This is a genomic window from Maribacter sp. C-4077 (assembly GCF_055378385.1).
In genome coordinates, this window is sequence record NZ_AP038807.1 from 767,937 (window position 1) to 781,390 (window position 13,454).

The following is a 13,454-nucleotide window of genomic DNA, read 5'->3' on the forward strand; positions in this document are numbered from 1 at the left end:
AGAAGTCGGTGCCAACTGCTAACTGCTAACTGCTAACTGCTAACTGCTAACAAACTTAAAAAACCTCTTTCGCTATGGCCTTGATATTGTCCGATTTTCCCATGGAATAATAGTGCAAAACGGGTACACCGGCCGACTTCAATTCCTTGGATTGCTGAATGGCCCATTCTATACCTACTTGTCGTACATCTTTGTTGTTTTGACAAGCTTCCACCGAATCTATTAAATCCTGAGGAATATCGATCCGAAACACCTGCGGCAACAATTGCAGATGTCTTTTTACCGCAATTGGTTTTATTCCAGGGATAATGGGGACATTGATACCTATGCTTTTAGCGGCCTCCACGAACTCAAAGAACTTTTGATTATCAAAAAACATCTGTGTCACCACGTAGTCCGCCCCGGCATCCACTTTTTCCTTTAATCGTTTTAAATCGGTTTGCAAAGAAGGAGCTTCCAAATGCTTTTCGGGATATCCGGCCACGCCTATACAGAAATCAGCATTATCATCAGAGTCAATGGTTTCATGCAAATATTCCCCACGACTCAGATTCCGTATTTGGGAAACCAATTCCTTGGCATAGCAATGGCCCCCTTCCGTAGGCACAAAATATCGTTCCTCTTTCATGGAATCCCCCCGGAGCGCCATTACATTATCAATACCCAGATAATGACAATCCACCAACACATATTCCGTTTCCTCCTTGGTAAAACCGCCGCACAACAGATGCGGAACCGTATCCACATGATATTTGTGCTGGATGGAGGAACAAATCCCCACCGTACCGGGCCGCATTCGGGTCACCTTTTTCTCCAAAAGTCCGCCTTTGTCTATATATACATATTCCTCCCTGGAGGTGGTCACATCGATAAATGGCGGTTTGAACTCCATCAGCGGATCTATATTATCATACAGTTCCTGAATGCTTTTGCCCTTCACGGGCGGTATCAGCTCGAATGAGAACAAGGTTTTACCCTTGGCTTTTTTTATATGTTCCGTTACTTTCATGGGCCTCTCCCCCGCCCTCTCCCAAGGAGAGGGAGCTTAATCGGGGACTCTATTTATTATTTTAAAATTTCAACCTTCCACAATTAATATGACCGATACTTTTATTCCCTCTTTGGGGGCTAGGTGGCCTTTCATTTTTTGGGCGTTCGGGCGGGCTTTCAGCTATATATTTATAAATCTACAATTTATAAAAGATGCCGCTTCAATCCCTAACGCATATCAATCATCGGCAATATTTGGCGCGAGCCATTTTTTGGCCTTTTCCAAACTGATTCCTTTTCTTTGGGCAAAATCTGCTACTTGGTCTTCCTTAATTTTTCCCAGTCCAAAATATTTCGCTTCCGCATTGGCAAAATAATACCCTGAAACCGATGCTGCCGGCCACATGGCCAGACTGTCCGTTAGCTTTACCCCTATTCTTTCCTCTACTTGAAGTAATTCCCAAATGGTCAGTTTTTCCAAATGATCAGGACATGCTGGGTATCCCGGGGCCGGGCGTATTCCTTTGTACGATTCCTTGATCAATTCCTCATTACTTAAATTTTCATCCTTGGCATAGCCCCAATAGTTGATTCTCACCTCCTTATGCAAATATTCCGCAAAGGCCTCGGCCAAACGGTCCGCCAATGCCTTGACCATAATTGAACTGTAATCATCCAAATTCTTTTCAAATTCCGCAGCCAATTCAGCGGTACCAAAACCTGTGGAAACACAGAAAGTCCCAATATAATCCTGGACACCGCTTTCCTTTGGTGCAATAAAATCGGCCAGGGCATAATCTGCAACGCCTTCCCTGCGCTGTAACTGTTGTCTTAGTGTCCTAAACTCATAGGTATTTCCATCATCAGGATTCCTGACCTCGATATCATCAGCATTTACGGTATTTGCCGGAAACAATCCAAATACAGCTTTTGCTTTTAGCTGTTTCTTGTCTAATATATCCTTGAGCATTTTTTTCGCATCAGAAAATAAATCTCTTGCTTGTTCCCCAACCACTTCGTCGGTCAATATATCGGGATATTTCCCATGTAATTCCCAACTTCTAAAGAAAGGGGTCCAATCAATATAGGAGACTAATTTATCCAGCTCTTGATTTTCTATCACCTGTATCCCCATCATATGAGGTTCCTTTATTTTAGCGTTGCCCCAGTCGATTTGAAACTTATTCTCACGGGCCTGCACTATGGTTTTATATTCCTTCTTTACGGAACGCTTTAAAAATTTGTCCCTAAAGTCATCATAGTCTTCCTTAATTCTGATTTTGTAAGCCGCCGAAGTTTCTTTCTGTAGAAGATCGCCAACGACGGTTACGGCCCTGGAAGCATCGTTTACATGGACCACGGCCTCCGTATATTGGGGATCAATTTTGACTGCGGTATGGGCCTTGCTCGTCGTTGCCCCTCCAATCAGTAATGGGATATTAAAATTGTTTCGTTGCATCTCCTTCGCAAGATGTACCATTTCATCCAAGGAAGGGGTGATCAATCCGCTCAGGCCTATGATATCCACATTATGGTTTATGGCTTCCTGTATTATTTTTTCCGGAGGTACCATTACCCCCAAATCAATAATCTCATAATTGTTACACGCCAGCACCACACTGACAATATTTTTTCCAATATCGTGGACATCCCCCTTCACGGTCGCCATCAATATTTTTCCATTACCTTCGGAGTCCCCTTCCTGCGGATTGGCCAATTTCTCCTCTTCAATATAGGGCAACAAATAGGCAACGGCTTTTTTCATGACCCGCGCCGATTTCACTACTTGGGGCAGGAACATTTTACCGCTCCCGAATAAATCCCCTACCACGTTCATCCCGGTCATCAAATGTCCTTCAATGACTTCAATAGGTTTGTCAGATGCCTGTCTGGCTTCTTCCACATCCACTTCAATATACTGATCGATTCCTTTGACCAATGCCCTTGTAATTCGTTCCTGCAAGGGTTCCTCTCTCCAAGAATTATCCACCTTGCTTTCCTTGCCCTTACCTACAACGGATTCCGAAAATTCCAGGAGCCGCTCCGTTGCATCTTCTCGACGGTTTAACATTACGTCCTCTACGTGCTCCAGAAGGTCCTTGGGAATATCGTCATATACCTCCAACATCGTTGGGTTTACGATACCCATGTTCATTCCGGCCTTTATCGCATGATACAAAAACACCGAATGCATGGCCTCCCGAACTGGATTATTACCACGAAATGAAAAAGAAACATTACTTACGCCACCACTAACACTGCAATAGGGTAAGTTTTCCCTAACCCATTTCGTAGCTTTTATGAAGTCGAGCGCATTCAATTTGTGTTCGTCCATCCCCGTAGCTACTGGAAATATATTCAGGTCAAAAATGATGTCCTCTGGAGGAAAGCCCACTTGGTTAACCAGAATATCGTAAGAACGTCGGGCGATTTCAATACGTCTTTCGTAATTGTCCGCCTGGCCAACTTCATCAAAAGCCATAACGATGACCGCAGCCCCATATCGCTTAATCAATTTGGCGTGATGTATGAATTCCGCTTCGCCCTCTTTTAGACTAATGGAATTAACAACACATTTACCTTGAACCACTTGCAGACCTGCTTCGATAATCTCCCATTTGGAACTATCGATCATGATGGGGACACGCGCAATATCTGGTTCGGCAATGACCAAATTCAAAAACTTGACCATGGCTGCTTTACCATCGATCAGTCCATCGTCCATGTTGATATCGATTATCTGGGCTCCTCCTTCTACCTGTTCCCTAGCAACATCCAATGCTTCTTCAAATTTTTCCTCTTTTATCAGTCGCAGAAATCTTTTGGAACCAGCTACGTTGGTCCTTTCTCCTACGTTAATAAAATTACTTTCTGGTGTAACCACTAAAGGTTCCAGACCGCTTAGTTTAAGGTATTTTTTTTGTTTGCTTTCCATATCTATACCTGCTCTACCATTAATGGCCTTGGCTTGTAATCCTTAACCAAATCAGCAATTGCTTTAATATGGGCGGGCGTAGTTCCACAACAACCCCCAATAATATTAATCAACCCTTTATCCAAATACTCCTTAATTTGACTCGCCATTTGTTCCGGATTTTGGTCGTATTCCCCAAAAGCATTGGGCAGTCCGGCATTGGGATGGGCCGAGATTCCGAACTCACTCTTCTTGGAAAGGACCTCTAAATGGGGCACTAAGTCCTTAGCTCCCAAGGCACAGTTGAATCCTACAGTTAACAAAGGAATATGGGATACGCTAATAAGAAATGCCTCCGCGGTTTGACCCGTTAACGTTCTGCCAGATGCATCCGTAATGGTCCCGCTTATCATGATTGGAACGTCTATATTTCGTTCCTCCTTTACTTCTTCTATTGCAAATAAAGCGGCCTTACAATTTAAGGTGTCCGTTATGGTTTCTATCAACAAAACATCCACACCACCATCCAAAAGGGCTTTTACTTGTTGTTTATACGCTATGCGTAATTCCTCAAAAGTAATGGCCCTGTAACCTGAATCATTTACATCTGGGGACATACTGGCTGTTTTATTCGTAGGTCCCATACTACCCGCAACGAAACGTGGTTTTTCAGGTGTTTTCAACGTGTACTCTTCGGCAACTTTTTTAGCAATGACGGCCGATTCATAATTAAAATCATAGACAAAATCCTCCATCTCATAATCTGCCATGGCTATGGTGGTACTGGAAAAAGTATTGGTCTCAATGATATCCGCCCCAGCCTCTAAATACTTACGATGCACTTCGGCCAAGGCTTCAGGTTGTGTCAACGCCAACATATCGTTATTGCCTTTAACATCAATATGCCAATCCTTAAATCGTTCACCACGAAAATCCGCCTCTGTAAACTTATATCGCTGCAACATGGTGCCCATCGCACCATCCAATACCAAAATCCTTTTTTGAATTTCCTCTTTTATATTGCTCATTTCTGTTTCATATTGGACGTAATAACCTCCTATTTTAAATCATTTAAATGTAATGTAAGGAATCAAGAATAGGAATTTGGGCTAAGCCTTTTGGGGTTATCTTTCCCGATGGCATTCGGGATAGAACGTAGCACCTACTTACCTACTGACCAAATCAGACTAGACCAAGGGTTGCCAAGGCTTCAATGGGTCTATTCCCTCCACCTTTCTTGATAACAATACAGTTTTTAAAAGAACTGGGGCAAAGTAACGGCTCTACCCGTTCAAAACCAAATAATCATTTTTGTAAAGACTTTTCCATAACAAAAAACCCTTCAATTAGTATTCTTGAAGGGTTCCTTAGTCGTTTTAAAGATTACTATGATATACTTTGAACCACTTCTTTTTTAGCCTCTTTTTTGGAGCCATCAAATCCTTCTACCCCACCCACCGTAGTATATTTCATCACATATCGTTTGCCAGGATTGATGATTTGATAAGCATACTGACACATTACCGCCGCTTCATGAAAACCGGAAAGAATCAATTTCAACTTCCCCTCATAGGTATTGACATCTCCAATGGCAAAAACTCCCGGTATATTTGTCTGATAGTCCTTGGCATTGTTCACCTTTATAGCATTCTTCTCAATTTCCAATCCCCAATTTCCGATAGGACCCAATTTCGGTGAAAGTCCAAAAAGCGGAATAAAATTATCCACTTCTAGGTAGGTTTCACCCTTTTCGGCGTCGTTATGTTTGATGACAACGGCTTCCAACTTCTCATCGCCATATAATTTTTTAACCTCGGCTTCCGTGAATAATTTTATTTTACCCAATTTGGCCAATTCCGATGCTCTCTCAACAGAGTCCAAGGCTCCTCGAAATTCATTTCTACGGTGAACCAAGGATACTTCCGAAGCGACATCGGCCAAGAAAATGGCCCAGTCTAGGGCAGAATCTCCTCCACCGGCAATAACCACCTTTTTACCACGATAGACCTCCGGGTCCTTAACCATATAGGCCACGCCTTTATCCTCAAAATCCACAATATTGGAAATGGGAGGCTTTCTTGGCTCGAAAGAGCCCAAACCGCCTGCAATCACCACAACGGGTGCATGGTGCTGTGTACCTTTGTTCGTGGTAACTATATAGGAGCCATCTTCTTGTTTGTCCAAGGTTTCCGCCCGTTCTCCCAAGGTAAATCCGGCTTCAAATGGCTTTATCTGTTCCATAAGATTATCCACTAATGTACCCGCCAATATTTCCGGAAAAGCTGGAATATCATAAATCGGTTTTTTGGGATAAATCTCCGAGCACTGACCACCAGGCTGTGGCAATGCATCGATAAGATGGCATTTTAATTTTAGCAGTCCTGCTTCAAATACGGTAAATAATCCTGTTGGGCCTGCACCTATGATTACAATATCTGTTTTTATCATACTTCTTAATTAGGATTTAGTGGTTAGGAGTTAGCTGTTTAGGTAAAAAAATCTTTTATCTATTCACTTAGAACTTTTAACTCTTTACTATTTACATATCGTTTTTTTATTTCGACAAGCTTTTGCCGATGTCCAACCACTTCACCAATAATAATAATGGCAGGATTGGACAACCTATTCTTCTTTACTTCGTCTTCTATATTGGAAATAGTCCCTACCGCTATTTTCTCGTCTTTCCAAGTACCATTTTGGATAATGGCAATAGCTGTTTCGTCCTTCCCTTCCTTTTTAAAAAAAGAAACAATTTCGGGTAATTTGGACATTCCCATGAGAATGACAACCGTAGCATTACTTTTAGCTGCCAAGGCTAAGTCTCCTGATAATTTATGCTGTTTTGTAGTTCCCGTAATGACCCAAAAACTCTCCGAAGCCCCTCTTTTGGTAACTGGGATATTTTGGTAGGCCGGCACACTTAAACTGGACGAAATTCCAGGAACCATTGCCGTTTCCAGACCGTGGGAAGCTGCAAATTCCATTTCCTCCGCACCACGGCCGAAAACAAAGGGATCACCCCCTTTTAACCGGACTACGTGTCCGTGGGATTTTGCTCTGGAAACAATCAACTCATTTATTTGGTCCTGTTGATAGGTGTAACAACCTTTTCTTTTTCCAACGAATATCATTTCTGCCTTTGGGGCATATTGTAAAAGCTCTTCGTTAACAAGAGCATCATACAAAACTACATCGGCGCTTTGAAGGGCATTTATTGCCTTAACGGTAATCAATTCAGGGTCACCTGGTCCTGCTCCCACAACAGTTAACCTCCCCCCCGTTTGGAAGGGAGTGTTTACTGCCGCTGCGATTGTTTTTTGATTGGTTTGTTTATTAAACTGCATTTTAAACCTGCGCTAATTCTCGTTCCCTATACTTTTCAACGGTTTCTAAAAACAATCTTGCATTTTTCAAATAGGAAGTCGCAAATTCTTTCGTGGGCTCATTTTTGTTGATTTGCAAAACCATGTTCTCAAAACCACCCGAAACCTCGATTCTACCATTGGCAACAAACTTCTCATCGAAATCCTTGATAATACTGGCGTGGGTGTTCACTTTGGTATTTTCTGACGTCAATAAGGCCTTGGCCGAATTAACCATAGAGGAATAAGCATAATAAATACTGGCCGCCCATTTTTCCTCCTCAAATTTCTCCTGGGCATTCTGAATCTTTTCCTTACTTTCAAAAAGCAATGTCGCAATCAAATCGATGACTACCCCGGCACATTCTCCCACACCGATAGCTTTCTCATATCTTTCGGTATTTCCCCAATCAACAAAATCATCGGCAGTTAGATCATCGACATTGGATAAATGGGTCAAGAAATCGTAGAAATACATTTGTCCTTTTTCGGCATAATAATCGGGAAAGGATTTTCCATTGCCGTTAGCATCAAAATCGTCCAATATCAATCGTAAGGCTTCAGGTCCTCGCTTACTAGGCACCTTAACTACTTTATCCGCAAACCGTCCATTTCCATTTCCATCGTTTCCACCTCCCAATAATACCTGTAAGGCAGGGGCCACCAATTTATCCTTAGTTCTAACGGACATTCCTTGGAAACCAATATTGGCCATATTGTGCTGTCCACAGGCGTTCATGCATCCGCTTATTTTAATGACCACATCTGGATTTTCAATATATTGTGGATATTCTGCTTTTATTACCCGTTCCAACTCCTCCGCTATTCCCGTACTACTCGCAATACCCAGATTGCAGGTATCCGTTCCGGGACAGGCGGTAATATCCAAGGCCTTATTATAACCGGCTTCAGCAAAGCCTAGTTTTTTTAGTTCCGCGAAGAAAAATGGAATGGCATCCTCTCTTACATAGGGAATCAATATATTTTGGCGCAAAGTCAACCGGAATTCACCCGCAGCATAGTTCTGTACCAAATCCGCTAACAATCTGGCCTTTTCCGTATAAAAGTCTCCCAAAAGAACCTTAATTCCTATCGCCACAAAACCATCTTGTTTCTGTGGTAGGATGTTGGTAGACTTCCATTTTTCAAATTCCTTGATATCGTCAATTTCTACTTTTGGAGCTTCGAGCTCGGAAACTTTTATTTTAGGGTATTCCAAGGCATCAATGGGATAGGTTTTAAAGGGAATTGCCTTGCATTCTTCATCGATCAGTTTTCTAAAACCATCCAAGCCTACATCTTTTAATAAGAACTTCATTCTGGCTTTTGCCCTGCTTTTTCGTTCTCCAAAGCGGTCAAAAACACGGACCACTACTTCCATCAGAGGAATTATTTTATCCGAAGGCAAAAACTCATATAAAACATCTGCATGCCTCGGTTGTGACCCCAATCCCCCACCAAGCATCACTTTAAAACCTTTAATACCTTCTTTGATTTTGGCAATAAAACCAAGGTCGTGCATGTAGGAAAGTCCGGTATCTTCATCCGAAGCGGAAAAGGAAACCTTAAACTTTCGTCCCATTTCCTGACTCACGGGATTTCTCAAAAAATATTGAAAAAGGGCGTGGGCATAGGGCGATACATCAAAAGGCTCGTTTATATCGATGCCTGCGGTTTCACTGGCCGTTACATTGCGTACCGTATTACCACAGGCTTCCCTGAGGGTAATATCATCCTTTTCCAACTCCGCCCAGAGTTCAGGAGTCCTGTTCAAATCCACATAATGAATTTGGATATCCTGTCTGGTCGTAATATGGAGCCTACCTCTGGAATACTCGTCCGAAACCTCACAAATACGATGCAATTGTTTAGATGTTACCTTTCCGTAAGGCAACTTAATCCTGATCATTTGAACCCCTGGTTGACGCTGTCCATAAACTCCCCTGGCCAAACGAAGACTTCGAAATTTCTCCTCATCCAACTTACCGCCGTGGAACTCATGAATCTTTCGTTCCAACTCTAGGATGTCCTTTTCAACAATCGGATTTTCTATTTCTGTTCTAAAACTTTGCATTGCTATTTTTTATATGATCTTGTCCTGCTGCTTTAATAATAATATAAATCCTATCGGATTAATATGTTTTAATTTAAAATTATATTCAACATTTAATTCAGGATTACGACTAACTTATAAACCCGGCTCCTACCGTATTATTTGATTGTGTATCGATGAGAATAAAAGAACCATTGGTCCTATGATTTTTGAACTTATCGTAAAAAATAGGTTTGTTTAACCTAAAACTCACCTCCGCAATATCGTTCATACCCAACGACTGGGCTTCGGCATCCACTCCGGAATAATCCGGTGCAATTTTATGATGCACCTGATCAACCTTGGCCAATACCTTATTGACCCCATGCTGAACCACATATTTGTTCCCTGCCGCCAACGGCTTGGAATCCATCCAGGAAATGGTAGCTGTAAATTGCTTTTCTATTGTTGGGAGGTCATTGGCCTTGACCAACATATCACCCCGGCTCAGATTAATTTCGTCTTCCAACGTAATGGTTACAGATGACCTTCTGGAAGCCGTTTTATATTTTTTATCGTAAACATAAATGTCCTTGATTTTAGACCTTGTCTGTGAAGGTAGGGCAACTACCTCATCACCCACACTCAACTCACCTCCGTAGACCTTACCTGCAAAGCCCCTAAAATCATGATGCTCCTCTGTTTTTGGACGGATAACATACTGCACGGGAAAACGAGGCGTGCCCACATTGGAAACCGCTGCAAGATCCAAAGCTTCCAAATGCTCCAATAAAGTTTCCCCCTTATACCAAGATGTATTTTCGGATTTATTTACGACATTATCACCCTTAAGGGCACTGACCGGAACAAACGTGATTTTTTGATCGGCATAATCCCGTTTCTCCATCAGTTTTTCAAAATCGGCCTTAATTTCATTGTATCGTTCCTCCGAAAAATCGACCAGATCCATTTTATTGATGGCCACCACTACTTCCTTTATACGTAGAAGATTATTGATGAAAAAATGCCTGTTGGTTTGCTCAATGACCCCTTTGCGGGCATCAATCAAAATGATGGCCGCCTGAGAGGTAGAGGCACCCGTTACCATGTTTCGGGTATATTCAACATGTCCTGGGGTATCGGCAATAATGTAGCTTTTCTTAGCCGTGGAAAAATAGATATGGGCTACATCTATGGTAATTCCCTGTTCTCTTTCAGCCACTAAACCATCCGTAGCCAAGGAAAAATCCAAATAATCGTATCCTTTTTGCTTACTGGTCCTTTCTATGGCTTCGAGTTTATCCGAAGTCAAGGATTTGGTATCGTAAAGTATCCTTCCAATCAAGGTACTTTTACCATCATCCACACTACCTGCCGTTGCTATTTTTAGTACTTCCATTTTTATGCGGTTAGCCATTAGGTTTTAGCTGCTGGCCATTAATTATTATTTGATTTATATCCGATAGCTATTAGCCAACGGCAGAATTTTCAAAAGAAAATTCTAAAAATATCCTTGTTGTTTTCTTTTTTCCATGGCCGCTTCGGAACGTTTGTCGTCTATACGGGCACCTCGTTCTGAAATGGAAGAATCCCTAATTTCGGCTACCACCTTATCTATACTAATGGCATCCGAAAGAACGGCCGCCGTACAGGACATATCACCTACCGTTCTAAAACGAACCATCCGTTCTTCCACAACCTCATCCTCGTCCCTGAATACAATTCCATCTTCGGCCGACCATATCATACCGTCCCTAAGAAAGGTCTTGCGCTTATGTGCAAAATAGATGGAAGGAATCTCTATTCCTTCATCCTTTATATAGGACCAAACATCCAGCTCTGTCCAATTGGAAATAGGGAACACGCGTACGTTCTGACCCAACTCGATCTGACCGTTCAACATATCGAACAATTCCGGTCTTTGGTTTCTTTCGTCCCATTGTCCAAAATCGTCACGAACAGAAAATATCCTTTCCTTGGCCCTTGCTTTTTCCTCATCCCTACGGGCACCTCCAATACAAGCATCGAACTTAAACTCTTCAATAGCATCCAACAGCGTCGTTGTCTGCAAACTGTTTCTACTGGAATATCTTCCAGACTCTTCCTTGACCTTTCCTTGGTCAATGGAGTCCTGGACATTTCTAACAATAAGTTCCAATCCCAGTTCCTTAACCAAACGATCTCTAAATTCTATGGTCTCGGGAAAATTATGTCCGGTATCAATATGCATCAAGGGAAAAGGAATTTTAGCGGGCCAGAAGGCCTTTTGGGCCAACCTTACCAAAGTAATCGAGTCCTTTCCTCCCGAAAACAATAAAACCGGTTTTTCAAATTGTGCCGCTACCTCCCTCAAAATATAAATGGCCTCATTTTCTAGGGCATTGATATGGGCGGTATTCTCACCGATTTCAACTGGCACTTCCAATTCTTTTACTTCCATAGGTATTCTTTATGTATGTAATCCGCACTCCCTATTGGCCAAAACCTTGGTGGGATCAAAATAGTTATGTTCATTGGGAAGATCGAACTTCCTTAAATAGGTGTCTAATTGGGTGTCATTATAATGATAGAAAGGACTCACTTTTAGCACCCCGTCCTTGCTCAAACTTAATATATCCAAACTATCACGCAAAGCTGTCTGACCTTTGCGCAAGTTCGTAAACCAAACATCTGGTTTAAAGTCGGCCATGGCCCTGGCGAAAGGTTCCAATTTCACTTGCTTGGTAAATTCCTCATGTCGTGGATCATCTATTTGTGGAATTCCCATTATGGCATCCCTATGGGCAGAGGTCTGTCTGGGAACATATAATTTGATGTTCAATTGTAACCTTTCAATTAGCTCCTCCGCGTGTTTGTAAGTCTTTGGGGTATTGTACCCCGTATCACACCAAATCACGGGAATGTCCTGACTTACTTGGGATACCGCATGTAAAATAGCGACTTCATAAGGCCGAAAATTGGTAGTAACCACCGGGGTATTACCGTGTTTCACGGCCCAAGAGATTATTTCCTCTGGTGGTATACCCTTGAATTGGGCGTTCAATTGTTGAATTTGAGATGTTGATAATGCCATACCTTTTTTATTTGCCCCATTTTATTAAGTTCCACAACCTTTCATGAAAAAAATAGAGAATCATTTTCGTGACAAAATCTATTGACGCTATGGATGCCGCAATTGAAATCTTACCTGTAAGAATGTACGAAATAACAAGTGTGTCCAGAGTTCCTATGATACGCCAGCTAAATGCCTTGGCAATACTTCGTATAGGCTTTTCGGATTTTTTATCCTCCGCGTAGGTCGTTTTTGTGGTTTTCTTATCTAAAACAAGTTGATCTGCAATCATCTTAAATTGTAAATTTTATTACCCTACTTAATTAGTAGAGTTTTCAAAAATAGAATTTAATTTTTACCTATCACCAATGAAATCCTTAAAATTTATAATTACCCTATAGAATTAGTAGATTATTAACAAAACAGGGGTTAAATTGAGATATTTCCAACAAGAGGTTTAAATGGGCAAGCTTATTTCTCGTCTTTGGGTTGATTGCAAAGAATATCCTGTAAGGTATTGTTTCGGTATACCGCCAAGGCACTGTCCCTAACTTGGAGCATCAATTTGTGGACGGAGCATGTCCTTTCGTCCGGGCAATCGTCACAGCTTTCGTAAAAATTAAGGCTTACACAAGGTACCATGGCAATAGGCCCTTCCAGTACCCGCATAACATCGGTCATATATATTTGGTCTGGGTCCTTCAAGAGGTAATATCCACCACCCTTACCTTTTTTGGAACTCAAAAATCCAGATTTACGTAGGCTTAGGAGAATACTTTCCAAAAACTTTTGGGATATATTCTCATGCTCCGCTATTTCGGAAATCTGGACGGGTTTTCGATTTTTTTGGTTTCCCAAATATGCAAGGGCCTTTAATCCGTATTTTGTCTTCTTGGAAAGCATATTTCAAAGATAATTAAAATTAAGGTTGAGAAATTTGGTGTAGCGATTTAGTCGATAGAAACGTAAACTGAAATAACACTGATAGCCAGTTACGTGTGAGTTCAGTTAACAGACTCTTTCTATGGCCAATATCAAAATAAAAAAATGTTAATCTAAGACAATACTTGTTCCATTACATATAAATATTTAGTAACTTGAAGC

11 protein-coding genes and 1 riboswitch are annotated in these 13,454 nt (G+C 41.6%); all 11 genes read right to left on the minus strand.

Annotated elements, in window-relative coordinates:
- Nucleotides 1-55 precede the first annotated feature (55 nt).
- Nucleotides 56-1,009 carry a methylenetetrahydrofolate reductase [NAD(P)H] gene (metF, locus tag ACZ41C_RS03450; RefSeq protein WP_464564347.1) on the minus strand — a complete coding sequence of 318 codons (954 nt, stop codon included), beginning with the start codon at nucleotides 1,007-1,009 and terminating at the stop codon, nucleotides 56-58.
- 219 nt (nucleotides 1,010-1,228) lie between these two features.
- Entirely contained in the window at nucleotides 1,229-3,925 is a 2,697-nt protein-coding gene (gene metH, locus ACZ41C_RS03455) for a methionine synthase (protein ID WP_464564349.1), read from the minus strand.
- 2 nt (nucleotides 3,926-3,927) lie between these two features.
- Nucleotides 3,928-4,932, minus strand: coding sequence for a homocysteine S-methyltransferase family protein (locus ACZ41C_RS03460; RefSeq protein WP_464564351.1), 1,005 nt, complete (start codon nucleotides 4,930-4,932; stop codon nucleotides 3,928-3,930).
- A 93-nt stretch (nucleotides 4,933-5,025) separates the two neighbouring features.
- Nucleotides 5,026-5,151, minus strand: a riboswitch (SAM riboswitch).
- A gap of 139 nt (nucleotides 5,152-5,290) precedes the next feature.
- Nucleotides 5,291-6,352 carry an NAD(P)/FAD-dependent oxidoreductase gene (locus tag ACZ41C_RS03465; RefSeq protein WP_464564353.1) on the minus strand — a complete coding sequence of 354 codons (1,062 nt, stop codon included), beginning with the start codon at nucleotides 6,350-6,352 and terminating at the stop codon, nucleotides 5,291-5,293.
- A 59-nt stretch (nucleotides 6,353-6,411) separates the two neighbouring features.
- Complete coding sequence (cobA, locus tag ACZ41C_RS03470) at nucleotides 6,412-7,248, minus strand: uroporphyrinogen-III C-methyltransferase (RefSeq protein WP_464564355.1); 837 nt, start codon at nucleotides 7,246-7,248, stop codon at nucleotides 6,412-6,414.
- 1 nt (nucleotide 7,249) lies between these two features.
- A complete protein-coding gene (locus ACZ41C_RS03475; protein WP_464564357.1) occupies nucleotides 7,250-9,340 on the minus strand; it encodes a nitrite reductase in 2,091 nt (696 codons plus the stop codon).
- Between the two features lie 109 nt (nucleotides 9,341-9,449).
- Nucleotides 9,450-10,697 (minus strand): sulfate adenylyltransferase subunit 1, encoded by a 1,248-nt coding sequence (locus ACZ41C_RS03480; protein WP_138259301.1) that lies wholly within the window; start codon nucleotides 10,695-10,697, stop codon nucleotides 9,450-9,452.
- 102 nt (nucleotides 10,698-10,799) lie between these two features.
- A complete protein-coding gene (cysD, locus tag ACZ41C_RS03485) occupies nucleotides 10,800-11,738 on the minus strand; it encodes a sulfate adenylyltransferase subunit CysD (protein WP_138259300.1) in 939 nt (312 codons plus the stop codon).
- A gap of 9 nt (nucleotides 11,739-11,747) precedes the next feature.
- The gene (locus ACZ41C_RS03490; RefSeq protein WP_138259299.1) at nucleotides 11,748-12,371 is read right to left on the minus strand and encodes a phosphoadenosine phosphosulfate reductase domain-containing protein; all 624 of its coding nucleotides are present in this window, start codon (nucleotides 12,369-12,371) and stop codon (nucleotides 11,748-11,750) included.
- Between the two features lie 7 nt (nucleotides 12,372-12,378).
- The gene (locus ACZ41C_RS03495) at nucleotides 12,379-12,642 is read right to left on the minus strand and encodes a DUF2061 domain-containing protein (RefSeq protein ID WP_094997718.1); all 264 of its coding nucleotides are present in this window, start codon (nucleotides 12,640-12,642) and stop codon (nucleotides 12,379-12,381) included.
- 179 nt (nucleotides 12,643-12,821) lie between these two features.
- Nucleotides 12,822-13,253 (minus strand): RrF2 family transcriptional regulator, encoded by a 432-nt coding sequence (locus ACZ41C_RS03500; RefSeq protein WP_138259298.1) that lies wholly within the window; start codon nucleotides 13,251-13,253, stop codon nucleotides 12,822-12,824.
- Between the last annotated feature and the right edge of the window lie 201 nt (nucleotides 13,254-13,454).